Origin of the sequence: Candidatus Berkiella cookevillensis, assembly GCF_001431315.2 — a bacterium.
Lineage (GTDB): Bacteria > Pseudomonadota > Gammaproteobacteria > Berkiellales > Berkiellaceae > Berkiella_A > Berkiella_A cookevillensis.
On the sequence record NZ_LKHV02000001.1, the window covers coordinates 1709366 to 1734443 of the forward strand.

Annotated in this window: 16 protein-coding genes and 1 tRNA gene; 6 read left to right on the forward strand and 11 right to left on the reverse strand. The window is 36.1% G+C overall.

Annotated features, from left to right (window positions below):
- Nucleotides 1-111: 111 nt before the first annotated feature.
- Nucleotides 112-474 carry a preprotein translocase subunit YajC gene (yajC, locus tag CC99x_RS07405; RefSeq protein ID WP_057624821.1) on the reverse strand — a complete coding sequence of 121 codons (363 nt, stop codon included), beginning with the start codon at nt 472-474 and terminating at the stop codon, nt 112-114.
- Between the two features lie 183 nt (nt 475-657).
- On the opposite strand from yajC, the gene CC99x_RS07410 reads away from it, so the two are divergent.
- Nucleotides 658-744 (forward strand) — tRNA-Leu (locus tag CC99x_RS07410).
- 44 nt (nt 745-788) lie between these two features.
- Here the strand turns inward: CC99x_RS07410 and CC99x_RS07415 are convergent.
- From CC99x_RS07415 to CC99x_RS07425, 3 genes are all read right to left on the reverse strand, one after another.
- Nucleotides 789-6254, reverse strand: a complete 5466-nt coding sequence (locus CC99x_RS07415) for a hypothetical protein (protein WP_057624822.1) — start codon at nt 6252-6254, stop codon at nt 789-791.
- Nucleotides 6255-6787: 533 nt separating this feature from the next.
- On the reverse strand, nt 6788-7801 hold the full coding sequence (locus CC99x_RS07420) for an NAD-dependent epimerase (RefSeq protein WP_057624823.1): 1014 nt from the start codon (nt 7799-7801) through the stop codon (nt 6788-6790).
- Entirely contained in the window at nt 7801-9129 is a 1329-nt protein-coding gene (locus CC99x_RS07425; protein WP_057624824.1) for a nucleotide sugar dehydrogenase, read from the reverse strand. Before CC99x_RS07425 ends, CC99x_RS07420 begins: the two co-directional genes overlap by 1 nt.
- 367 nt (nt 9130-9496) lie before the next feature.
- On the opposite strand from CC99x_RS07425, the gene CC99x_RS07430 reads away from it, so the two are divergent.
- Nucleotides 9497-9964, forward strand: coding sequence for an RDD family protein (locus CC99x_RS07430; RefSeq protein ID WP_077065440.1), 468 nt, complete (start codon nt 9497-9499; stop codon nt 9962-9964).
- A 24-nt stretch (nt 9965-9988) separates the two neighbouring features.
- Here CC99x_RS07430 and CC99x_RS07435 read toward each other — a convergent pair whose 3' ends face one another.
- Nucleotides 9989-11191 carry an MFS transporter gene (locus CC99x_RS07435; protein WP_057624826.1) on the reverse strand — a complete coding sequence of 401 codons (1203 nt, stop codon included), beginning with the start codon at nt 11189-11191 and terminating at the stop codon, nt 9989-9991.
- A 118-nt stretch (nt 11192-11309) separates the two neighbouring features.
- On the opposite strand from CC99x_RS07435, the gene CC99x_RS07440 reads away from it, so the two are divergent.
- On the forward strand, nt 11310-12206 hold the full coding sequence (locus tag CC99x_RS07440) for a LysR family transcriptional regulator (protein ID WP_057624827.1): 897 nt from the start codon (nt 11310-11312) through the stop codon (nt 12204-12206).
- Between the two features lie 161 nt (nt 12207-12367).
- Here the strand turns inward: CC99x_RS07440 and CC99x_RS07445 are convergent, their stop codons facing one another.
- The 3 genes from CC99x_RS07445 to CC99x_RS07455 all read right to left on the reverse strand — a co-directional run bounded on the left by CC99x_RS07445 (nt 12368) and on the right by CC99x_RS07455 (nt 19898).
- On the reverse strand, nt 12368-13387 hold the full coding sequence (locus tag CC99x_RS07445; RefSeq protein ID WP_057624828.1) for a hypothetical protein: 1020 nt from the start codon (nt 13385-13387) through the stop codon (nt 12368-12370).
- 86 nt (nt 13388-13473) lie between these two features.
- A complete protein-coding gene (locus tag CC99x_RS07450; protein WP_057624829.1) occupies nt 13474-16581 on the reverse strand; it encodes a protein kinase domain-containing protein in 3108 nt (1035 codons plus the stop codon).
- Between the two features lie 167 nt (nt 16582-16748).
- Nucleotides 16749-19898 carry a protein kinase domain-containing protein gene (locus CC99x_RS07455; protein ID WP_057624830.1) on the reverse strand — a complete coding sequence of 1050 codons (3150 nt, stop codon included), beginning with the start codon at nt 19896-19898 and terminating at the stop codon, nt 16749-16751.
- Nucleotides 19899-20074: 176 nt separating this feature from the next.
- Between CC99x_RS07455 and CC99x_RS07460 the strand changes: the two genes are divergently transcribed.
- The 3 genes from CC99x_RS07460 to CC99x_RS07470 are packed head-to-tail and all read left to right on the forward strand — an operon-like array spanning nt 20075 to nt 21382.
- Nucleotides 20075-20530: a hypothetical protein gene (locus CC99x_RS07460; RefSeq protein ID WP_057625658.1), complete on the forward strand. Its 456-nt coding sequence runs from the start codon at nt 20075-20077 to the stop codon at nt 20528-20530.
- Nucleotides 20490-21233 carry a transposase family protein gene (locus CC99x_RS07465; protein WP_259596588.1) on the forward strand — a complete coding sequence of 248 codons (744 nt, stop codon included), beginning with the start codon at nt 20490-20492 and terminating at the stop codon, nt 21231-21233. Before CC99x_RS07460 ends, CC99x_RS07465 begins: the two co-directional genes overlap by 41 nt.
- 11 nt (nt 21234-21244) lie before the next feature.
- Nucleotides 21245-21382: a hypothetical protein gene (locus tag CC99x_RS07470; protein WP_259596574.1), complete on the forward strand. Its 138-nt coding sequence runs from the start codon at nt 21245-21247 to the stop codon at nt 21380-21382.
- 258 nt (nt 21383-21640) lie between these two features.
- Here CC99x_RS07470 and CC99x_RS07475 read toward each other — a convergent pair whose 3' ends face one another.
- The 3 genes from CC99x_RS07475 to lptF form a co-directional block, all read right to left on the reverse strand.
- A complete protein-coding gene (locus CC99x_RS07475) occupies nt 21641-22678 on the reverse strand; it encodes a hypothetical protein (RefSeq protein WP_057625441.1) in 1038 nt (345 codons plus the stop codon).
- Between the two features lie 96 nt (nt 22679-22774).
- Nucleotides 22775-23848 (reverse strand): LPS export ABC transporter permease LptG, encoded by a 1074-nt coding sequence (gene lptG, locus CC99x_RS07480; protein ID WP_057625442.1) that lies wholly within the window; start codon nt 23846-23848, stop codon nt 22775-22777.
- A gap of 3 nt (nt 23849-23851) precedes the next feature.
- Entirely contained in the window at nt 23852-24976 is a 1125-nt protein-coding gene (gene lptF / locus CC99x_RS07485; RefSeq protein WP_057625443.1) for an LPS export ABC transporter permease LptF, read from the reverse strand.
- Nucleotides 24977-25078 lie beyond the last annotated feature (102 nt).

The window sequence follows — 25078 nt, forward strand, 5'->3', positions numbered from 1 at the left end:
CCAAATAGAAAACTGTCTAGCCGATCTTAGAAGCCATCTCAAAGTTACTATTTTTTTGAGACAGCTTCTATTATTTTATATTGCCGACTAGACAATCGAAGACCATACCACTTAAATATCTTTCATCGTACCGCGTGGTAATGTTGCAGAAACAGCATGACGCTGAACTTTTACTTCAATACCTTCAGCAATTGAAAGCACTAAAAATTGATCGCTAACACGCAGAACACGGCCAATAATGCCTCCCGCAGTAATAACTTCATCATCCTTGGTAATACTTTTAATTAAAGCTTGCTGTTCTTTGTGGCGCTTAGATTGTGGGCGAATTAATAAGAAATAGAATATAAGAATGAAACCACCCAAAAAGATAATATGGCCAAAGGGATTTTGCCCAACAGCACCGGCTCCGGTATCGGCAAAAACAGAGGAAGTGTAACCAATTGATAATGCGATTAATAATGCTATATTTCTCATAAAGACACCCAAGATATTTAACTTACTTTAAAATTATTCAATAATTTACAAAATGGACTAGCAATCTACCGTGTAACGGTTTTGGAATCAAATATATCATCCATACAGTTTGCTTGTTAAATAACAAGTATCAGATAAATGTTGATCTCATCGCAGGGTTTGGTATACTTCTCGACCAGATTGGCCGGAGTGGTGGAACTGGTAGACGCGCTAGACTCAAAATCTGGTGATGGCAACATCGTGCGAGTTCAAGTCTCGCCTCCGGTACCAACTAATCTGAATTTCTAATTAAATGACTTGCTTAAGCACATCCTTCATCTCTTTATTCCCATACTCAGCTTCGACACATCATTTGACCAAGATACAAAGTAATCTTTGTCTGTACAAATCGCCATTTGCATCGCCCTCTGGAAATGATTACTTTTTATACCCAGTTCTTTATAAAGACCCAGCATGGTTGTCGTCAATATTCCAGATATATGCGCAATATCAAAGCTCCGCACACTTGAATCTCCCAGTTTTTTTATCGATAAACTTGCAAGCTGCTTTGCTTGAATGACTAAACAAAAGGCAATATAAAGCTTCTGTGCATCTCTTTCTTTTAAAGCCCCGAATCCCAATCGACTAGAACGTTGACTATATTTTTTCAAAATATTCATAAAAGAATGAATTGAATAGGCACTTAAAATATTCTTAGCGTCAAACAAATCCTCATTTAATTTTATTTTTTTGCTCAAATCAAACATGCAACTTAAAAAATTATTATCTAATTTATATTTTTTGATAAAGTATTCATAAATATTTTTCTCAAATTGCTCGAGATAAACAGGCACAGTGTCTCTCATGGCTTCTTTCTGTACTTGCAGTAATTCTGTATTACTTGCTAAATATCGATTCCACAGACTCATTAATTTAGCGCATTGAACACGTTGATTTTGATTGCCTGCTATTGTCAAGAGTTTATCGGCATATTTAATGCAATGTTCTCTGAAAGGATCTATCTCACCCGACATAAAAGCTTGCCTCAATCTCTTTGAGACTTGCTCTAATAATCTATCAATTTCTTCTGTCTGAGCAGCATTGCCAAACATTCTAATAAAAAGACATTGTTTTAAAAATTCCATTTCTTTTTCTAACAACTTTGCATCCAAAGATATCGGTACCTGCTTATCAAAATGAGGCGCTGTAGAAAGAGCCTCACGTTTTGATAACAATGCATCCATTGTGGATTCAAGATTACTAAAAGCAATCATCATATTGGATAAATATTTTTCAGATTTTTTACTCAGTTCCTTCTCCAAGCGACTGGTGTTAATTTTTTCTGATGCCATTAACCACTGATATAACATGCTATAAGTAAGCCATTCATTTCTCTCAAATACGATATCGAAAGCATCATGAAGATCGCCTTGCATCAACCGACCAATACGTTCACACAAAGCATTTGCAAGCGCATCTTTGGTTTTAGAGCTCAAGTATTTTGCAAAAGTATATTGCAGTGTACTATTTTTATCTCTAAACAAAGCGAGATCACGTATCGATTGATTACTGTTTAATCGCTCAATTAAAGTTTGAGCCAGTTGTTCTGCCAGTTCTGGATATTGTGTTTGCGTGCGCCTAAAGAGCTTAAGCTGATTCAATAAATCAGAGCTGGTTTTTAACTCAATTCCTGAACTCGAAAGATATTTATGAAATGCATTTAAAGAAATTGCCAAGCTATCATGCGGTGAGACCAGTCCTAAAATCACCTCAATGCGTACCAATAATTGACTACGCATTTTCTTTGATACACCATATTTTAAAAGAATCGCATCTTCTTCATTCAACACAAGCTCATGAAGCTTTTCAATATCCATATTATGATAAATAGCTTGGTATGCATGAAATATTTGACTTCGCTTCTGTATAAGATCTTGAATTCTCTCTTTAACTGACACAGAAAATTTAGATATTTTTATTTTTTCTATATATGAAAACTCTTGCTCATTTAATTTTTCCAATTTTTTTGAAGCCGAATTTTGTTCTAAAATTATTTCATCTTGTATTTTATCCACAAAACAAATATACAGATATTCAAGAACCCTTTGTTGGTAATCAGTTATCTTTTTCTTCAATATGGAGCTATCAAACTGCATCAATTCTTTCTGCCCTTCAAAATCTTCAATAAAATGATTCAACAAATCAACAGCAAGACTCATATCCCCCATTTCTAATGCTTGTATAATCTGTTGTGCTCTCTTTGCATCTTCAATTTTTTTAGTCAACAACATAAATTGAGGATGTGTTTTAAAACTTGTATCTTTGGTATAACGCTCGATCAAGCGAATCACATCATCACTCATATCTTCATTCATAGCATCAAGTCGCTTAACAATCATCTCAAAAACAGCATCTAATTGCTTCCCATAATATTGAGAAAGATTCGTCTCTGTAGTAGGAATTTTAATATTTTCATAATGATATTTTAAATCTAAGGTTGGCCGTCCCAAAGAGGCCATTTCTGAAAATTTATCTGGCTTTGATAAAAATAGATTCAGCCATAATGCTCGATTCTCTTGCAATAATTCTTTAGATTGCTGAACACCAAAAAAATCCAACAAGTATTGAAGATGTCCTCGCCACTCATTATTTTCTTTTAAATTTTTCAACATATCTGTGTAGATTTTAGCAAGTAAATTCTTCCCTTTTTCTAAGGTCAGAAATGAATCTAAATCAGGTATGTATTTTAATAAAGCTTCAACATATATTTGAGTATGCTGTAAATCATTTATTTCTAACAACCTTTTTATTCGAAGCACTCTATATGCCTCTTTATTCACAAGAGATCCAAATTTTTCAATCATATGCATGAAGCCTAAGGTTTCGATTTTAGAAAAATTATTTTTCTTAATCGCATGGGCAACAGAGGCATCAAAATACTCATTCATCTCGCTTATAAAAATAGGATTATGCGTCACAATATCAAACAATTGTTTTGAATCTAAAACTTCTTGATAATTTTTATTTTTAATAAGATATTGCAAACGTTTAGCGTAATAAATACCATAGATTGCTGGATGATTCATGTTTTCAATCAGCTGATCAAAGGCATGGTGACTACCATCGTATCTTTCTTTCAGTATTTGATATAACTTTTGGGTTACTTCCTGAATTTTTACTGCATTAGAAAAAAACTGCGCCTCATCTTTAGTCGTAATTGATTGATCAGCATGTGACAGAAGGAAAGAAAATCTTTTATCACTATATTCAACGATCAAGCCTACATCCCCTAAAGATAAAATTATGTCCTCATAAACTGCATTATTTCCAGAATAATTTTTAACATAATTTTGGAAAAGCTTATATAAAAGCTTCATATACGGCTTTTCATTTTGGGCAGATTTTAGATCATGAATATATTTTCCAATATTTTTGTATTCTAATTTTATTTGCCCTGCATCATACTGCTTTTGGGGATCTAAATTCTTTTCCTGATCTTTGGAAACATCCAATAAAGAACGAATAAAAATAAATTTATCATCTAAGTTTTCATTTCTTTCATCTTTCCAATTTTGATAGCCTTTGGGGTAGAATTTTTTCAAAAATAAATAAGCAGCATCATCTCCTTTGTCTCCTGTTGAAAAGACATATTGCTTCGCAATATAGGCCAGCAGCAACAAAAACTCTTTTTTGGCCTCCTTCTCATTCTGAAAGTCAAACAAAAATTTTGTGTATTGAAACAAAGTTGTCAGCTCATCCTCTGTTGAGGGCAATTTCTCTCGTAAAATCAATCCTGAGATAAGAAGTGCCGCCTGATATTGTTGAGATGTCCAATATTTTTTGGCAAAACTTAAAAAAGAGTAAACATTGTCTTCGTTTAAGGATCTAAATTCTTCTTCTGGTTTTATATCATGAAGAAAATTAAATTTTTTCAGAATATTAATCGGATGCATAATACGATTATATTGAGCAAGCAATGATGCATCACCATAGAGCGTTAAAAAACGATGAATATCTATCAACATATTTTGAGGCAACAGAAATACTTTTTGCTTGATATTATCAAAAAGACTATACTCCAAGTCTTTAACAATCTGTATTGCAATGAGTTGTCCGTCTTTTTTCATTTCAAATTCTGACTGTTCTAACAAACGATGATAAATATTAAAAAAAAGATAATTTTTATGCCTATTAAAGAAAGGTACCCATTTCAATAACACACCTACCGTCCAAGATGGTTTGAGGCTTTCACCTCGTTTTTTCTCTCTTATCAAAATATCAGGGATTTCTAATGCATCTTGAAAGGCCGCTGTTTGACTTAAGAAAGACAAATTCAGACCTTTGCCTTGTGCCTTAGCCTCTTCTAGCTGAGTTTTGAATTTTTTGATTTGACCAATTGTTTCATTAATGAGTAAAACAGCTTCTGAATGAGCACCTAAAAACTTCCGTTTGAGCCACCCCAAAAAATCTGAGGCTATTGTATGCGTCTGGAAAAACCAGAAATGAATCCAGTTTGTGAGTGAAAACCCTTGCGAATCTGGAATAAAAGCTGACAATTCTTTTGGAACAAGAACATTATTTTTTAAGACAACAGGAATGAAATCAGACTCTGCCTTTTCCCCATTCACCCATTTGCTTAAATACCACTTACTTTTGGCTTTTTCATCATCAGAACGTTTAATAAACTTAACAAGTGTTTGAAATGTAGCAAAATCCATATCATATGAGAGTGATGCTTGATTTTGTCTTAATAAAGGCTGAATAATACTTAAATCTTCTTTTTGATCATAGATAAAAACTAAATCACGTATTTCTTTCATTAAGGCAAAATGATTATCATCAAATCGTACATTACTGCCAATACTTGCAGCATGTACTCGCCAGCTCATTGCCGACAACAAATTTTGTTCTAAACGAGCAAGCTTACGTTTATTAATAGATATAATATTTTTAATTTTTTCATCTGTAGGAAAATCTCTTTTAAGATGTATACCGTTTTCTATAAAATCAAGAAAAGATTTAAAATTCTGGAGATCAATTTTAATCTTTAATAAATCTTTGGCACTTGCTTGCGCAAAAACACCTTGCGAAAGCCAATCTGTTTTTAAATTCTTGAGCCTGGTTGTTCTTTGGCTAATAAGCGAGGTAACATCTTCAATAATTTGATAGGTTTTACCTTTTTCTCCTTTGTCAGATTCTATCGCTTTTTTTATTAAATATTCTTTGGTTATTGTTTCAGGTTGTTCTAAGAGTGGCAAGAGCACACCCAATCTAGCGCCTTTATCATAATCATCTAATGCCTTAGCCGCACACCACACAGCATCTTTATAATTTTTTCGATCATTTTTATCTAAAGCATTCGCGCATGATTCAATTTTATCCCAAAAATGCGCATACACTTCTTCTTTAGGGAGCAAACCCAACATACCCCGTATTCTTAAATTTTTTTCCTCAACAGCATTCATTGCTGCATGCGCAGATTCAAAACGTTTTTTTTGTTCTGTTAGATCTTTAATAACGCTAGAGCCAATTTCGAATGATTTTTCGCTGTTCTGCCAGCGAGTTTGCGCTTTAGCCAATGATTCATTGTATGCTGTTTGCAATGATACTGCTTTTTCATAGTAACTATAAATACTCGGTGGTTTATTTAAGAGGTTATTGAGTGCTTCGACATCATGATTGAAGACAGATACATAGTCTTTTAGTTTACCGGCTTCATCTTGAAAAGTGCCAAGCTGCGAAGATAATCGCTCTTGAATAAGTTGATCACTTTCCACTGGAAATGGGATGAATATATCCATATATTCCTCACAATCTCTTTCTTCGTCCATACATTAATTATTAAGTTCTATGTCATCACCTGCATAAAGTGATTTGTGCTGCCATGCCAGCGAAGGCTCATAAGCGTCAACTTAAATTTCGTAAGTACAGCCATAGCCATTGTTTAGCATGATTCTATCATGTATTTATCTAACCTCACCCGCCCTCTGTCTCTTCTACATAAGTTGATTATAAGCATAGTAACTGTCTTTTTCTTCGTTCGCAAAGCGAACATGTTCTCACTTTGTAAAGGGAGACGCTCGTGCAGCGTAGCTGCGACGAGCAGAGGGATTTAGCTGTTTGACCTTAAATCCACAGCATAAATCCCCCTTGCGCACTTGTCAGTGCGCGTCCCCCTTCAAAAAGTGGGATTTCTTATTCGCTACGCTCATCGAGCGTTCTGTTAAAAATATAACTCTGTAGCTTAATCAAAAATGTGACTAAGAGACAGACCCGCCCTACGGGCACCCTCCTGTTCTGGAAAGAGACATGCTGTTAAAATATTACATGGCACTCATGTACGAAGACGATAATAATCTTTATACCACTTCACAAATCGATTTACTCCCTCTTTAATACTCGTATTAGGGCAATAATTAAAATCATGCTCCAAGGGTGTTACATCCGCATGTGTTGCTGGCACATCGCCTTGCTGCATAGGCAAGAATGCAAGCTTTGCCTTTTTGCCACATGCTTCTTCAATAGCTTCAATAAATGCCATCAATGGTACAGGTTGATTATTGCCAATATTGTATACACGATAAGGCCCATGACTTTTATCTGGCGTTCTCTCGGTCATGCTCATATTTGGGTTAGACTGAGGTGCTAATTCAAGAATTTTTAAAATGCCTGTGACAATATCATCTACATAGGTAAAGTCTCGAATCATTTCACCATTATTATAGACAGACACTTCATCCCCATTGTAAATCGCTTTTACGAATTTGAAGAGCGCCATATCGGGACGCCCCCAAGGACCATAGACTGTAAAGAATCTTAGTCCTGTGGTTGGTATATGATACAAATGTGAATATACATGCGCCATTAACTCATTTGATTTCTTAGTTGCTGCATATAAACTAATAGGATGATCAACATTGTCTTCTGTAGAAAAAGGTAATTTTGTATTACTACCATAAACAGAGCTAGAAGATGCGTAAACAAGATGCTCAATGTGATAATGGCGACATGCCTCTAGTACGTTGATAAAACCTGTTATATTAGAATCAATATATACAAAAGGATTTTCAATAGAATATCGAACACCTGCTTGCGCAGCCAAATGCACAACCCTATTAAATCTCTGTGTTTCAAAAAGCTCATTAATGAGACTATATTCTTTTATATCGCCCTGAACAAAGGTAAATTTTTCATAATGTGATAAATTTTTTAGCCTATCTTTTTTCAACTCTACACTGTAATAATCATTCAAATTATCCAGCCCCACAACCTCATGATTATTTTCCAAAAGCTGCTTTGCAACAAAAGAGCCAATAAAACCTGCAGCACCTGTAACCAATACCTTCATTACAATCTCCAAATCTGTATGCCATGTTTTTCAAATTCTTTTTGATCGAGTGCTGATTTTACATCATAAATAATACGACAATTTGCAAAACATTTTGCATACTGTTGCGGCTCTTTTTCTAGAAATTCTTTATGTGATACACAAAGCACAATCGCATCAACATCTGTTATTTGATGCCACCCCACTAAGTTTACGCCATATTCTATTTTTGCTTCATCAACAGCTGCCACAGGATCATGTACTAATACCTCAATATCATAAGATTGCAATTCATGAATCACATCAACAACCCGAGTATTTCGCACATCTGGGCAATCCTCTTTAAAAGTCAAACCTAATACAGCCACTTTAGCGCCTTTTACATGACTGTCAGAACGAATCATTTGCTTCACAGTTTGTCCCGCAACATATTTCCCCATGTTGTCGTTAATACGACGCCCTGCAAGTATCACTTCTGGACGATAGCCTAATTGCTTTGCTTTAAAGGTTAAATAGTAAGGATCGACGCCAATACAATGCCCGCCAACAAGCCCTGGGAAAAATGGCAAAAAATTCCATTTTGTACTTGCTGCCGCAATAACAGCCTTGCTATCAATACCAATTCTTTCAAAAATGATGGCAAGCTCATTCATCAATGCAATATTTAAATCACGCTGCGTGTTTTCAATTACTTTTGCAGCCTCTGCAACTTTTATGCTTTCTGCTTTAAAAACACCAGCTTTGACAACAGAGCCATAGACTTGCGCAACAATCTCTGTGGTTACCTCATCTTGACCTGATACGACTTTGGTTATGTTTTGAAAGGTTTTACTTTTATCGCCTGGATTAATTCGCTCTGGTGAATAACCAACGCTAAAATCAATCCCACCTTTAAGAGAAGATATTTTTTCTAGAATGGGTAAACATACTTCTTCCGTCACACCAGGGTATACCGTAGATTCATATACAACGATATCACCCTTTTTCAAAATACTCGCAACTGTTTCTGAGGACTGAACCAAACAAGTTAAATCTGGCTGGTTTGCCTTATCCACAGGGGTCGGAACAGCAATAATATGAAAATTTGCTTTTCTCAGTGCTTCTTTCTGCGTTGTGAATTCAATTTTTGCTTCTTTTAATTCTTTCTCAGAAACAGCTTGAGTATGATCATGACCTTTAGAGAGCGCATTAATTCTTTTTTCATTGATATCAAAACCAATGACTTCTTGTGTTAAACCAAAGGCACATGCCACAGGCAATCCAACATAACCTAAGCCAATTACAGAAACTTTTCTTTTGGATTCCACCGTCCTCTCCTTAGCATTCTTTATTTTTATAACTACTTGCATACATACAGTGCATATCAATGAGAGCAGAAAATCAACCACTTCTCACGCTGTAAAGTGGGATTTTCTATTCACTTCACTCATATTAAAAAAGTTTTATCTAATGTGACCACAATATAGCATCCATAAATTATAACCACACTGCTTTTTTGACGGTAATTTGTCATCCGAATCGCTTTTTTGATAAGACATGTATTTGGCATGAGTGCTAGCTTCAATATATTTTTAAAAATCAAGCATATAAACTCCAATTTCTGATATTCAAGCTCATTTTTTAGTTAGAAAACTTGTTTGTTCGATGGTTTATGCTAACTTAGTGCATGATTTGAGGATATAATCTTACAAATTTTATAGACACTTATTAATCAATATGTTTACTAACACACTTATAAATACATCCCCTCATCTACCAGCCTCTGTGTTTCGGCGCTTAGCAGCATTTGTATATGATGCTTTTATTGTCTTTTCCCTTGCTATTCTTGCAACTGCTTTTGCATTGATTTTGAATGAAGGTCAATCCTTTCAGAACGTTCAATATTTATTTCTGAGTTATTTATTTATAGTCATTGCCAGCTTTTTAACCTGGTTTTGGCAAAGAAGCGGTCAAACATTAGGCATGCTTTCATGGAAAATTAAGGTTGTTCAATCAGATTTAAGACCGCTGACTTGGAGAAAAGCGTGGATGAGACTATTGATTGCCATACCTTTCTCGCTGCTGTTTGGCATAACCTGGCTATGGTGTTTTTTTGATAAGCAGAAGCAAAGTTTGCATGATAGAATTTGCGGCACTCAGGTCATTCATTACGCTCAACCGCCTAAAAGCAGGAAAAAACGGTAGGGTGCTCCCCACCGTTTTTTAAATCTATTTTTGAAAACGATAAATCACTTTCAAAACAATCATCATAAAAAGCAGTACAGCCAAAATACTTAAGGGCAACAATCCAAGCCATGCTTGTGGAAACAACTGTAATAAAGCAACGCCCACAGCTCCCACACTCATATTAATAAAATTCATCATACTGGCAGCACTTGCCTTGTCGTCACAGCTGCTGCTTGACAGCACAGAAGCATTCGCCATTACTAGGGTTAAAGATGCATTGATCATCATCATTGGCAGCAATAAAGTTATAATACTCATATGCATATAGAAGCCTACCAGCATCACAACTGCACTCAACAGTCCAAAAACTATGCCATATTTGATCACAATATTTGCAGCATATTTTTGATTTAATTTATTTGCACACCAAGAACCAAGCAATATCCCTAAAGGTGGTATAACACTTAAAACACCAAATTGAGACTCATCCATCTGCAAAACATCCATACAAATAAAGGGGCTTGCCGCACTATACATATAGATAATTGCAGTACATCCTCCCATCAACATCGCATAAGAGACAACCTTTTGATTTTTTGAAACCACTAAAAGCCCATCTGCAATGCTTTTTAACTCCAAGCACTTTATCCTCAAGAATACTGGCTCTTTCAAAAACAAAGTAGCTAAACAAAACATAAAAATGCCATAGGCAAATAAAAAATAAAAACAACTTTGCCAGTCAAAAATTTCACATAAAAATCCGCCTAAAAACAATGAAACACCAGGTAAAATTGCAAATGCCATCATCATTTTTGAAGCAATCGTACGCGCAGCAGATTGTTCATAAAAGTCATTTAAAAGTGTATATGCCATCATCAAACCAACACTTGCGCCCAGTGCCATGATAAAACGACCAATTAATAACAACAAAAACAATTCTGTGTGATAAGAGACAATACAAAAGGCAGTCCCGAAAAGCTGTAAGGTAATTCCAAATTTTAATGCCGGCAAACGACCAAAACGATTGGCGATCGGACCATAGGGCAATTGACCAAGCGCATAGCCAACCAAATAAAGGCTTACCGCCAATTGAGCCGCCGCATTAGACACACCAAAAAAATCTGAAATACTAGGCAATGCAGGCGTAAATAAAACCGCACATACCGTACCAAAAGAAATTAAGAGAACCAGCATGAGTACATGTGGTTTTTTTGCGATATCGTTGCCGACGGTTGTGCTAATCATAATAAGACCCTATGCATTCATAAACTAAAACTAATCTTGCTTACTCACTATGGTATAGGCCTTGATAAAACATAACAATACGCTATATTATTAACTATTGTTAACATTAAGTTTACATATGAAGTTAAAATTAGAGCAATTACACTTATTCAAACAAGTTGCAGATTCTAATAGTTTCACGGCAGCAGCAACGATATTAGGTATATCTAAGGTAGCGGTTAGCAAACAAATTGCTCAACTAGAACTGATTCTTAAAGTGCCATTATTTGAACGCACGACACGAAAGTTAGCACTTACCCCACAAGGCGAAATGCTCTATCAGCATAGCGTAGCAGTACTGCAACAAGTACAAAATTTAGAAGATGCCTTTTCTGCTTTACAAAGCACGCCAAGCGGTAATGTACGAATCATGGTTACGCCTCATTTTGCTGAATATTTTCTGCTCCCTCATTTACCTGAGTTTTTAAGCACTTATCCTGAAGTAAAAATTGAGATCTTACTAGAAGAACGTTTTCCGCATTTAGAAAAAGAAAATATTGATATTTTCATGGGTTCAAGCATGCCTGGCTATGATAATTTAGTGCGAAAACAAATAGCACAAACCCGCTATGTGCTCTGCGCCTCACCTCAATACCTTGAAAGATATGGTACACCGCACACCCCTAAAGATCTCATCAAACATCGTTATTTAACCCATACTATGCGCAGACCCAGTGATGTAATTCATTTTTCAAAAGGAGAAGATCTCAAAGTCTCTCCTATTCTCAGTCTCAACGACACAAAAGCATTACTACAATGCGCCATTAATCATATGGGGATCGTTAAACTGCATGATTATGTGGTTCAAGAAATGCTCTGTCAAAAAAAGCTTATAGCGCTTTTACCTTCTTACCATGAAGAGACAATCCCTATTTATCTTTTTTATACCTATAGAAAATTTTTACCGAATACAATGAGAGTGTTGCTAGATTTTATTGAAGCAAAAATGCATTGTCAGGATAAAATGAGACAATAAAAATACAGGACAGCCATATGTATTTTTAGCAAAAAATTATCATTCATATCTATCGATATAATCATACAATTCTGACATGCAAATTAATTAAATTTCAAAAAAGGTAAAATAATCTGTTTTTTCTATTGGAGATTGAGTAATTGTATAAAGTGAGGAATAAGTTAAGCTATCGCTTGAGGATTATTGTATATTTTCTTTGCTTGAGTAATGCCTTTTAAAGCTTTCTTTCTCTCTTTACCAAAATTAAGTAGTAAAATTTCACTTCCCACTGCATGAGCAAAGCTTTTAGCTAAATTTTTGACTAATGAAATCCAATTCATGGGTTCGAATTGCAATCTGCTTAAAATGGGCGCTAGATGTTCTGGAATAGAACCAGCTTCTTTATCATCTCGAATCACTCTGCCTGTATAGTCCACAAGCTCTAGATAATCAATAAGTTTAAAATCAATGGCATGTGAATGATTCGTTGCGATGTTTGCAAAAGGCACTAAGAACTTGGGTTGGGCGAGGCTATTATATATATCTACTTTTTCGCGCTTAAGCTGTTTAATGGATTTTGGCTTATTGATTTTTAATTGCTTAGAAATATGCTGAATGCGTTCATAAATAGAGGTAAATTCCGATTCTTCCGGTGTCTTTGTAATCCCAGCTCTGACAGGATTTAAATCAACATAAACCATTGCGCTCAACAACGCACCTTCATCTAATAGAGCTTGGGACTTAAAGCGGCCTTCCCAAAATCGCCCAGCGGTATCATCTTCTTCGTTTACATCGCGTGCGATTCGTTCATTTAAGCAACGCATAAACCAGCTGATGCTGGTGAGTCGCTCTTTCCAAAGTTGAATTTTTTGCTTTAAATGCTTATTTCCTTCGGCATCTTTGGGGAAAATAGCTGCCCAACGACGGATGATTTCTGCTTCTGACCACGCTTGCGCTTGTGTTTCTTCCACATATAACACAACATGATAATGATTACTCATGATGGCATAAGCGCAGATTTTGATAGCAAAGATATCGGCTAAATATTTTAATCGATTGACAATCCACGCTTTACGATGCGAATAATCTTTCTGTGTTAGTTCATCAAAACCGCACAAAAAGCTGCGACGCACACAGCGGTTCATGACGTGATAGTACGGCGTTGCATTCAAATCAATTTGTTCTGAGCGAGCTAAAGTCATAACTTAAAAAATATCCCTATTACTGAAAGGAATTCTAGCTCAAAAATTTTGGGTGAAGCAACTTAATGTGGCTGTCCTGAATTTTATTATCTGAAGCGCTGCTTGCTGTTCTCTTTTACCTCTTCAGCAGAACGCACTTCTTTCAGTATAGCTTCTCCCGCCTTCTGAATAGCTGCTGCATTCCGTGGATCTTTTAAATCAGGGTACACCGTTTCTAAATTTTGCTTTTGTGCTTTAATCATTTTATCCATACCTGATTCACGACTATTGTGTTCTCGACCAATTTCACTTTCTATTTTTGTCAAAATAGCATAAATTTTCACAGCTTTTTCATCTGGACCTTTGTCTTTTAAATTCGTAATGCAATCACTGAGTAATTTTATCTGCGCCTCTCGCTCTTTTCCCTTACCAAACATAGCCTTACCCGCATCTTTATGTAAATTAGACATCCATCTTCCAACCGTAACAGAAGACTGGCTTCTACTATGCTCTTCATATAACGACTTAATACCTTTTTCATCTTTAGCAAGAAAATTTTCTATTCCTTCCAGTGCTTTCTGTTGATGTTTTTGTGCTCCCTCTCTAGCTTTAGCTAGATTTAATTGATGTTGCTCTTGTGCAAAAGAAATAAATTTACCTAAAAAATCATGATTGCTTGTCAGGACTCCACTTGGAGGCATGCCACCAGCAGCAATAGCGGCAACCTTTTTAGGATCATTAAGGATCTCAGTCATAGCCGCAATCATTTTCTGCTTATCCATAACAACACCTTGAGAATTTTTAATGTCCCCTGGATAATTATTGATGATTTTTACAAGCGCCCCTAGATTGTTTGCAGATTGGACGCTTGCGGTAAGTGCTGCCTCTCTAGCTTGAGTGGCTAGATTTAATTGATGTTGCCCTTGTACAAAAGACATAAATTTACCGTAAAAACCATGATTTCCTGTCAGGTTTGCATCTCGCACTGCATCTTGACTCATACCTTTAGCAGCAACAATAGTGGCAACCTCTTTGGGATCATTAAGGATCTTAGTCATAGCCGCAATCATTTTCTGCTTATCCATAACAATACCTTGAGAGTTTTTAATGTCCCATGGATAATCATTGATGGCTTTTACAAGCGTCCCTAGATTATTTGCAGATTGGACGCTTGCGGTAAGTGCTTCTTCTCTAGCTTTAGTGGCTAAATTTAATTGATGTTGCTCTTGTACAAAAGACATAAATTTACCGTAAAAACCATGATTTCCTGTCAGGTTTGCATCTCGCACTGCATCTTGACTCATACCTTTAGCAGCAACAATAGTGGCAACCTCTTTGGGATCATTAAGGATCTTAGTCATAGCCGCAATCATTTTCTGCTTATCCATAACAATACCTTGAGAGTTTTTAATGTCCCATGGATAATCATTGATGGCTTTTACAAGCGTCCCTAGATTGTTTGCAGATTGGACTCTTGCGGTAAGCACTTGAGAATCTCGAAGCTCTTGAGCATCTCGAAACGCTTGCGGATTAATCTTTCTTTCACGCAAGTAATTATCGGTCATCATTCTTACTTCTGAGCTCAAATTAGGTTGCATGTCTAATTTAGTGTATAATTGATCTAATATCTGCGGCATTGTTGGGCGCATTTTAGGATCAGGATTGAGTATACGCCTATAAAAATCCTCCCCCATTTTGAGACCAAAATCATGTTCAAACATTTTTCCAATAGAATATATATCTGATGCTTTTGAAAATGTTGCAGGATTCCTTCCATAAACATTACCATTGATTATCTGTACAATCTCTGGTGCACAATAGATGGGAGATCCTTTTGCTCCACCAATAATTTTATCTTGACCAGGTGCTAATACCATGGAAAACCCAAAATCAATTGCACCTATGACAATATTTTCTCCCTTTACATTAGCCATAAAATTTTCTGGTTTGATATCAGCATGTATAATGTTTTTATCATGTAATACTTTTATAGCTTCAGCGGCTTTAATTGCCAATAATAACCGTTGGGAGTCAGGGAGATCTTTGCGAGGTGCACCTCTCTTTTTGCCCATGTAAAGCTCTTCAAAAAGCTCGTTTCCCTCTTTTAATTTCATAACGGTATATAATTTGTTTTGTGCATATTGCCCTTTAAAAGTCTTTCCATATACTCGATCTGCCTCACCTTGTAATTCACCAAGCATTTTCATGATTTTTACTTCAGAATCTAAATCTCCACGTTTTGTTCTTCCTTCAACTTTTACAGCAAAATTCTCTCCATTCATATTTTGAACTGTTTTTACTTTTCCAAAAGCACCTTCCCCCAAACACGATCCTGTTTTAATTGCATAAATAGCATCTCCTACTTTAATAAAAGAACAACCCAATCCATTTGTTTTTTTATCACATTTTGTGGTGCTTGGATTTTTCTCAAAATATTGAATAGCCTTAGCCCAATCCATAGGCTCTACCTTAAACAAACCATCTTTGGTCGCCGGAAGTGCTTGTTCATATCTAGGAGGAGATACTGGTGGAGAATAGGTTTGTTGTGGGTATCCTGGGTATTGTGGCTGTTGTGTCAGAATTGGCGCTTTGCTCGCAAATTTTCTTATTGCTTCAAAATAAGTTGGCGGCGGATTCCGATCTCTAGGTACTATAACAGTTGTGCCTGAAGGTACTTTACTTATGTTATGCGTAGAATCATCTACTAACATTGTATCTTCTCTTCTTAATCCTACACCGTGCTTATTAAAATGTTGTATTGCTGCTGTAATATGCTGCTCTTTGCCATCAGGTGAGCCGTCTGGTTTACCATGACTTGGATAACCGCCAACAATACAAATTTGCTGTATGTATTTGTCTTCAAGTCCCAATTTTTTCAAGGTAGGTAATACCACTTCGGGATAGTGTGTAAAAGATGTGATCGCAATTTTATGGCCATTATCGATTGCTTCACGAATTGTTTGTGCCATTTCCGCACCATTTTTAAGTCCATCAGCACTCGCTAAGAATGCCTCTATTGTCTCTAATGATGCGCCACTACTCTTTGGCACAGCTTGATCAGTGCGCATATTTTTAAAGGTGCCATCTTGCTGCAGTACCTGTACGCCTGGCTCGGTATCATTTGCTCTCACTCCACGCCCCCTCATGGCAGCGTGGAAATGACCATTCACGATAGTCTGGTCAAAATCAAAGCAAATTAGTTTAGTTCCAGGCATAAAACACCTCTTAAATCGCTATAGAACGACTGTAATACACAGATTTTCTCAAGATGCATCACAACAGTTTTGCATACTTATTTAGTCTCGACTCCTTAAATGCAAGAAAGTTTCAATTAATGGCGAACTAATGAGCAGCAACTTAATATGACTGTCCTGGATTTTATCTATCTGAAGCGCTGCTTGCCGTTCTCTTTTACCTCTTCAGCAGGACGCACTTCTTTCAGTATATCCACTCCCACCTTCTGAATAGCTTCTGCTTTCTGCGGATCTTTTAAAGCAGGGTACACCGTTTCTAAATTTTGCTTTTGTGCTTTAATCATTTTATCCATACCTGATTCACGACTATTGTGTTCTCGACCAATTTCACTTTCTATTTTTATCAAAATAGAATAAATTTTTTCAGCTTTTTTATCCTGCTCCATACTGGGATCTTTATTTACATGTGCTATGCAGTCGCTCAACAACTGTATTTGCTCTTGTCGAATTTTTTCTTTGCCAAACACAGCTTTACCTGCATCTTTATGCAAATTGGACATCCATCTTCCAACAGAACTAGAAGAATGGCTTCTACTATGAAATTTATAAAGATCCTCAATGTTTTCCTTATTCATGGAAAGTAAATCTGGAATCTTATCAACCTTTCTTTGCTCTAGAAGATCTTTAGTAGTGTTACTAAGATGAGATGCAGCTTCTAATTTTTTGTACAACTGATCAAGTAGCTGCTCCATATTAGGACGCAGAGCAGGGTCATAGCTTAATATATCGGGAATCTTTATACCAAAATCTTCTTGATACATAACACCCAAGGCATAAATATCAGATGCGAAAGAATATTCATGATGATACACTTCTGGTGCAGCATAACCAGGTGTTCCTTTTGCACTATCCCCAATTATTTTATCTTGTCCAGGTGGTAAAATCATGGCAAAACCAAAATCAATAGCCCCTACTGTTATAAGATTGCCTTTTGCATTTGCCATGAAATTTTGTGGTTTAATATCTGCATGAATAATTCTATGTTCATGTAAATGCTTAATTGCCTCAGCAGCTTTAACAGCAAACAATAATTTTTTCTCTTCACTTATATTTTTTTCTGCATATTCATCTCGAGCCACCTCTATGTATAATTGATCCCACAACTCCTTCCCTTGATGTAATTGCATTACCGTATAAAGTTTGTCAGGGGCATATTCACCTTTAAATGTCTTGCCATAACTACGTGTAGCCTCACCTTTTAACTGACCAATTAATTTCATTGCCTTTAATTCAGCATCATCATTACCACGTTTGCCTCGCCCCTCAATTTTCACTGCAAAATTTACTTTTTCTTCATTCTGCAAAATTTTCACTTTACCAAAAGCGCCTTCACCTAAACACTTTCCAGATTTTACAGCAAAAATTTCTCCCTCTACTTGTATGAATGAATTTGAAATTTTATTTCCTTTTCTTGCAAACTTAACAGCATTAGGATTTTCCGCAAAATACTGCTTTGCCTTTTCCCAATCTTTCTTTTTAATTGAAAGCAAACCTTTGGTTTCAGGATAATTTTGTTGAGGCGCTGATTTTGATTGTTGCATTTTAGGCTCAGGAGCAACAGGTGAAGAATTGTTTTGGGGTTGCACATTATCTGGTTTTTTCTGTTGTGGCTGAGCATGAGGAGAAAATTCTGGAGTCTTCTTTGCTTTTTCAAAAACATCTTTAACAATTCTCTTGAAATTATGTGCCCCAGGTTCTTGTATATTTATTGCCTCTTGCAACAAAACATTTAAATTTTGTAATTTTTGCTCAGATGACATGTCTTTATTTTTAACCAAACCATCCAATTTCTCTAACAATGATGTTATAAATTCTTCTCTTCTATCTTCGCGACCGATACCCCATATCATATGAGTATAATTTATTTCACTCTTTACCTTTTTAATCAACTCATCAGCTTTTACGCTTGGATTAGATTGTGCTTCTTCTCTCGCTTTAGCTGCCATGTATTCTTTTTGTGCACATTCTTGAATTTTATTTCTTAGACCATAATTACCTGTCAGTTCAGATCCTCCCCACTGATAGATATCATCAACAACTGATTTTAAAACAGCAGGCTGATTCGCTATAACTTCAAGTCTATGAATCATGGTTGCTTTATTTAAAGGTTGGCCATTTTGAGCAGACAGCTCACCAGGATGTGCACGTATAATTTCAATCAATTCTTTAAGATTATTTGCTGTTCCTATTCTTTGCCGAAAGTCAGCGTCAGCACGCAAATTTTCTTCATGCTTTTGCGTGACAAGTTGCATAAATTTTCCATAAATACCATGTGCGCCTGTCAAACCATAGCCACGAACGTGTTCTAGTGGTAAACCACCACGAGCATGAATTTGTGCAACCACTTCTTTATCGGATAATATAGCAATAACGTTAAAAGCTAATATATTTTTATCTATCTTATTACCTTGAGAGTTAATTATACTCCCCTGAAAGCTACGAATAGCATTTGCTAGCTGCTCTGCAGTTTTAGCATTAGCAATAGCTTGCTCAAAGATCGCTGTATTCTCTTGTACTGGAGATTGTATTGGAGATGAAGGCTCTATACGCTGCACTACTTGTCTCGCCACCATAAGAAGTGACATATTCTGTCTTATAAAATCAATTGTCATTGACATCTGCGCGCTATCACCTAATCTATTACGTATATTTGCTTCGAATTGACGAATTTGACTGTTATTATTTTTTTTCTCATAATCGTCTAAATTACTTTTTAAAGATTCAAATTCACGCACCAACTTAAGCACATCTTCATGCTCTTTAATTGTTGGATCTAATGTGCTTTTTAATTGAGAAAAAGGTATGTGCGTCATACCTGCTGGGATTGCACTAGATATTTCAGAGCCTATCTCTTTTAGGCGTGCTAACATCTCTTGTATGGATTGTTGCTCAAGTTGTAATGCCTGTCTTTCTGATTCTAATTGCTCTCGCTCTTTTGCTCTGCGTTCAGCAGCTTCTTGCGCTGGGGTTTTCTTTTGCTCTGCAAAAGATTTGAAGAAAATACCATGATCGGAGCCAGATTTTTCTTTTAGAAAACTTGCATTCTCGTTTGAGAAACCCAACATTCCTTGTCCGGCTGCAATTTTATCTTGGTGTAATACAGTCTTAACTCTCCCTAAGATTTTTGCATCTGCCTCTGAGGCAGTAAAATGCATCTGGCTCCAATTTTGAATGGTGTACTGAATCTGTTCTGTTGAGGCAGAGGGGCTGTTTTTTCTTATATTTGCAATTAATTCATCTAAAGCAGTAATTGCATCTCTAAAATTTTGAAACGGCATAACTACACCTTACTCTACAAGACCTTTACTTTAAGAATTAGATTTAAGGAGAAAGTTCAATTAATAAAAGAAATGAATAAAGGACGAATTGCCTCAAATTAAATCTAACTCTATGAACGCAAAGTAGGCTTCGTTGCCTCATATTAAAAGTAACCAGGGAACGGGAGGTTACACATATGGGGTATCAAGAAAAAAAGAGCTATCTTCAAGCGATTTTGTTGCGATACGTGAATGCTGATAGGTCAAAAAAGAGTGCAATACTCAATGAGTTTTGTGCTGTATGTGGATACAATAGAAAATATGCGATTCAGCTACTAAAGAAGAAACCAGTTAAGGAAAAAAAGAGAGCGGGATTAAAACCAGTGTATGATAAACCCGCCCTCTTAGAGCCATTAAAGCAGATTTGGTTTACCGCCGACCAACCCTGTGGCAAAAGGCTAAAACCCATCATTAAACTCTGGCTGCCAAGCTATGAGTCAACCTATGGCTCTCTAGCACCTGAAATAAGGCACCGGCTATTATCAATTAGCCCTGCTACTATCGATCGCTTACTAAAGCCTATACGAGCGACAAACAAACTTAAAGGACGCTGTGCAACCAAACCTGGCATCTCATATACAAATACAATTTAGTCATTGGGATATAACACGGCCAGGTTATGTGGAAGCAGACACTGTTGCGCACTGTGGCGATAGTGTTGCTGGTCGTTTTGCTTGGAGTCTAACCGTTACAGATATTTTTACAGGTTGGACAGAAAATCGAGCCATGTGGAATAAAGAAGGTGGCCTTGTTTATGAACGTATCAGTGATATAGAAAAGGTTTTACCCTTTGAGGTTTTAGGGTTTGATTGTGATAACGGCGGTGAGTTTATTAATCATGCATTACATGATTATTTTACTAAAAGAGAAAAGCCTGTTCAGTTTACACGTTCACGCCCCTATAAAAAGAATGATAATGCTCATGTAGAACAGAAAAATTGGACGCATGTGCGAAACCTATTTGGGTATGACAGGCTAGACAAAAAGAAAACGGTTGTTTTGATGAATGATTTATACCGAAACGAATGGAGCCTGCTTCAAAATCACTTCATGCCATCGATGAAGCTAAAAAGCAAAGAGCGTATTGGCGCTAAATACAAGAAACAATATGAACCTGCAAAAACGCCTTATGAGCGGGTATTAGAGTCAGATTCTGTTGCAGATACCACAAAAGAAAAACTACAGGCTATTCATGCAACCCTTAATCCGTTTACACTTAAGAAAATAATAGAAACAAAATTGGTTGAAATATTTAAGCACATAAAAGTTAGTTCAAATGTGAGGCAACGACTCTAAGGAGAAGAAAGATGAATATTGCATATCTATTCAGCAACGGCCTCGAGCTTACTGTTTGTTTTTTATCTGCTTTTAACAAAATAAAAGTCTTTGAATTAAATGTTCTCGGTTACTTTAGTTATGAGGCAACGAACGACCCCTTGGGTTAGGTTTTGCTATGAGGCAATACGAGGAAATTAACGGCAACGAACTCAGAGCAAGAAGCTTGCAATTACACTGAGTATTTTTTAGTATAAATTTTAATTAAAAACTTGAGATGCTTGTTGTTATAAATTATCTTTTTTTAACACTTGAACAATCACTTGGGCAAATTGAAAAAATCCAAATAATGTTAGGTTTGAGTTTTGGTTACTTTTAAAAGCATAGTTAATCATATCCCACTCTGATGCAAAGTTAAGATTTTCGTTTTAGCTACCACTCTCTTTCTTTTTCACTATCATTTTATAGGTTTCTTTAAGACCGCTGCATAATAATTTCCAGCATTTCACTAAAAATTCTTTTATTTTTGGCAAAAGCCATAACACAAAGGCTTTCGTTTTAGGGTAAGCATAATTCCAACCTTGTATTAATTTTGGCTTAAGTGCGCTCCAAATCCCCTGTAATTTTTTCATAATGGATTGCATACACATATCCAATTTACTTGCTACTTCTGCTTTTGCAGGCTCAGAGATTTTTTCTTCTTTTTTAGCTTGTTCTTGTTCTGGGTTTTCCATAATTTTCCTCATTGCAGATTGTTCAGTGGTTGGGTCAATAGGTGCATTTACTTCATTCCTTTCTTCTGATGTTACTAAGGTCAGTAATTCTAAAGAAGGATCTACATCAGGATACATAAGATGAAAGGTATTTCTATATGCAGCATCCCTTACAATAAAGGCAAAGGCTTCAAACATGGGCACAATGAGTTCATGATTTTCTTTATAGCCAAAAGCCTCTTGGAACATGGGTGCAATTGTACTTGTAACAATAGGCGCAACCTCATAAGCATCACGTTCTTCTGGTGTAAGTGATTTATAAATAAGATGCAATATTTCATGCAGGCAATAGGCTCTTAACTTATCATCCCTCTTTATCAATTCTGTGATAAGCGTCTGCATGCAAGCTTGATAATGCATGCTTTTTTGTTTAAGATCTTTTGTCTTATTTTGCCTTATCCCATCAATAAAATTTTGTAATAAAAGATTACCATTATCAAAAAAAACTAAATTTCTGAAATAATATTTCACGGATTGAATGATATCTTTTGATGTGGTTGAATCCAGCTCTAAAAGAATGCTATTACCTTTGGGTAATCCTGATTTTTCATCCAATAATTTGAGAACTTTTTCTAGATCGGTTTCTGCCAACCATAGATGAGAAGACATCTCTTTTTCGTTTTCAGATTGAGAAAAATAGTTTTCAGATAAATTTATGATATTTCTGAAGCGTTCTACTTTAAGATTGTGCATATCTTCGCTGTAACAGACTACAGTTAACCTGATAGAAGATATCGGCAGCGTATATACTAAACTTTAAAGAGAAAAAACTACATATAAAAACAGTTATCAACTATGCTGCCAGCGCTTCAAAGCGTAACATCCCAATCCGAAGAAAATCAAAGTAGGCAAACAAGCGCCGATAATAGGATGGAGCTGATAAACCAAAGTAAGTGGCCCAAAAAGATCGTTTACTGTATGAAATAAAAAACCAACAACCATACCAATCACCAGTTTTAGCCCTTGTGTAGATGAACGTAATGGCCCAAATACAAAAGGAATTGCTAAGAACATCATCACCATAATGGCAAAAGGTTGTACTATTTTTTGCCATAGTGCAAGCTGATAAGGTCGATAATCTAATTCATTTTGTTTACGATATTGCAAAGTTTGCCATAAACCAACCAATGAAAGTTCATCTAAATATTTTGTACCTAATATGCGTAAAATATTAGGATCGATTGTGCTATGCCAATCAATTTGTGGATAATGTTGAGTCTGTAATCTATCCTCAAAAAAAGTAGTTACTTTAACGTCATATAAAACCCAATGGTCCGCAATATAATCAGCATAAGATGCTTTACTGGCTTTTTGCAGGGCAAAATCCTTATCAAATTCATAACAAATTATCCCTTCTAAATGCCCTCCCACATCGACAGAGCGAATATTAATAAATTTATTATTATCCCTTAACCAAACACCATGTTCTGTTTTTAAGGTTTGACCACCGCTTAAAACAATGGCTTTTTGATTTTGCGCTATTTTATCTGTGGTCGGCGCAACCCATTCCCCCAAACACCAAGCAAAAACAGCCAAGATAAAAGATAATTTAATAACCATGCTCATAATCTGATTGATGCTGATACCAGCAGCACGAATCACAATAAGCTCGCTGTGGCTTGCCAAAACTCCCAAGCCCATCAAAGTACCTACCAATGAAGCCATAGGAAACATTTGATAGATGGTTTGTGGCATTGACAATAGATTAAACATAATCATATGCCAAAAGGTGTAGTCACCTTTACCAAGGTAACGAACTTCGCTGACAAAAGAAAAGATAAGCTCTATGCCAAAAACAAGAAACATAGAAAGCAGAATAGTTCCCAATAAGGTTTTCCAGACATACCGCGTAATGATTTTCATTGTTTATGCCTGACGCATTTTAGGGCGAATTTTAAGATGTTTCATCATGTTTTGGAGCCGGCCCGATACCTGTAACAGTAAAATAAAAGCGAAAATAATAAATAAAATATGCACAGACCATACCCCCACGCTTACGGGCAATACTTTGGCTTCTACCCAACGTTTTGCCATCGTCAAGAGGTTAAAATAAATAATGGCAGATAAGATACCAACAAAGAGCTTAGAAAAGCGCCCTTTTCTCGGTGTTACACGACTTAAGGGCACAGCAAGCAAGCCTAAAACAAAAGTAGTAATAGGAATAGAAAGACGCCATTGCAATTCAGCAAGGTTACTAGGCATCGGATTGGAAAATAACATCGTCGTAGGCATACTACGGTGATAATACAATCCTCGTTGCGGGATTGTTTCTTCAATTAATCTTTGGTAGCTTTCAAAAGCAATCACACTATAATCATTTTCACCTGGCCTACCTTGATAGCGCTTGCCTTGAAACAAATGCACGTAGGTATTACCTGATTCACTATCTAATAAAGCCTTACCGCTACGAGCCGTTAACACACTCCAATCTTTATTTTCAAGTGCAAGCGCAGGCTGTTCAGCAATAAAAATATCTTTTAATTCAGAGCGATCACTATTCACATCGGCAACATAAAAAATCCATCTATCATGCATAAAAGCATGAAATCGCCCAGGTACAACTGTTTTCAATAAGAGCATTGGCCCTTCTTCTTGCAAAAGCAAATCCCTATATTGATAGCAGAGTGGACTTACATATAACGATAAAGTGGCAGAAATCAATGCAATCGGTATAGACAGATATACCACGGTCATTGTTAAGAAGCGCCAACTAACACCGCAAGCAAGCATGACAGGAATTTCTAAATCTACAAATAATTTGCCAAAGCAAAGCAAGACGGCAAGAAAAAATGCTATCGGCAATATAATAGCCAACAGTTCAGGCAGCTGTAGCCACATCATTTGAAAGAGTGCGTTGGCAGCAAATTCTCCCATCGCTGCTTTTGCTATCAAACTGACCAATTTATTGCTCATAACAATGAGCAAGAGAACTAAAGTTGTTGCTAAAAAGTTCTGTATGAGTTCTTTACAAAGATATCTTCTTAAAATCATTGGATCGCATTATTTAAGTCATTTAAAAGATTACTGACTCATGTTAAATTCTTAAGCTAAAAATAACTACTGTCCCCATAAACAAAGAGAAACATTTATTTT

Coding starts and splice junctions, on each gene's coding strand:
- CC99x_RS07435 (WP_057624826.1), bottom strand. CDS start 11,191: ATGATTAGCACAACCGTCGGCAACGATATCGCAAAAAAACCACATGTA.
- yajC (WP_057624821.1), bottom strand. CDS start 474: ATGAGAAATATAGCATTATTAATCGCATTATCAATTGGTTACACTTCC.
- CC99x_RS07415 (WP_057624822.1), bottom strand. CDS start 6,254: ATGGATATATTCATCCCATTTCCAGTGGAAAGTGATCAACTTATTCAA.
- CC99x_RS07445 (WP_057624828.1), bottom strand. CDS start 13,387: ATGACTTTAGCTCGCTCAGAACAAATTGATTTGAATGCAACGCCGTAC.
- CC99x_RS07450 (WP_057624829.1), bottom strand. CDS start 16,581: ATGCCTGGAACTAAACTAATTTGCTTTGATTTTGACCAGACTATCGTG.
- CC99x_RS07440 (WP_057624827.1), top strand. CDS start 11,310: ATGAAGTTAAAATTAGAGCAATTACACTTATTCAAACAAGTTGCAGAT.
- lptF (WP_057625443.1), bottom strand. CDS start 24,976: ATGATTTTAAGAAGATATCTTTGTAAAGAACTCATACAGAACTTTTTA.
- CC99x_RS07420 (WP_057624823.1), bottom strand. CDS start 7,801: ATGAAGGTATTGGTTACAGGTGCTGCAGGTTTTATTGGCTCTTTTGTT.
- CC99x_RS07470 (WP_259596574.1), top strand. CDS start 21,245: ATGAATATTGCATATCTATTCAGCAACGGCCTCGAGCTTACTGTTTGT.
- CC99x_RS07460 (WP_057625658.1), top strand. CDS start 20,075: ATGGGGTATCAAGAAAAAAAGAGCTATCTTCAAGCGATTTTGTTGCGA.
- lptG (WP_057625442.1), bottom strand. CDS start 23,848: ATGAAAATCATTACGCGGTATGTCTGGAAAACCTTATTGGGAACTATT.
- CC99x_RS07430 (WP_077065440.1), top strand. CDS start 9,497: ATGTTTACTAACACACTTATAAATACATCCCCTCATCTACCAGCCTCT.
- CC99x_RS07425 (WP_057624824.1), bottom strand. CDS start 9,129: ATGCAAGTAGTTATAAAAATAAAGAATGCTAAGGAGAGGACGGTGGAA.
- CC99x_RS07475 (WP_057625441.1), bottom strand. CDS start 22,678: ATGCACAATCTTAAAGTAGAACGCTTCAGAAATATCATAAATTTATCT.
- CC99x_RS07455 (WP_057624830.1), bottom strand. CDS start 19,898: ATGCCGTTTCAAAATTTTAGAGATGCAATTACTGCTTTAGATGAATTA.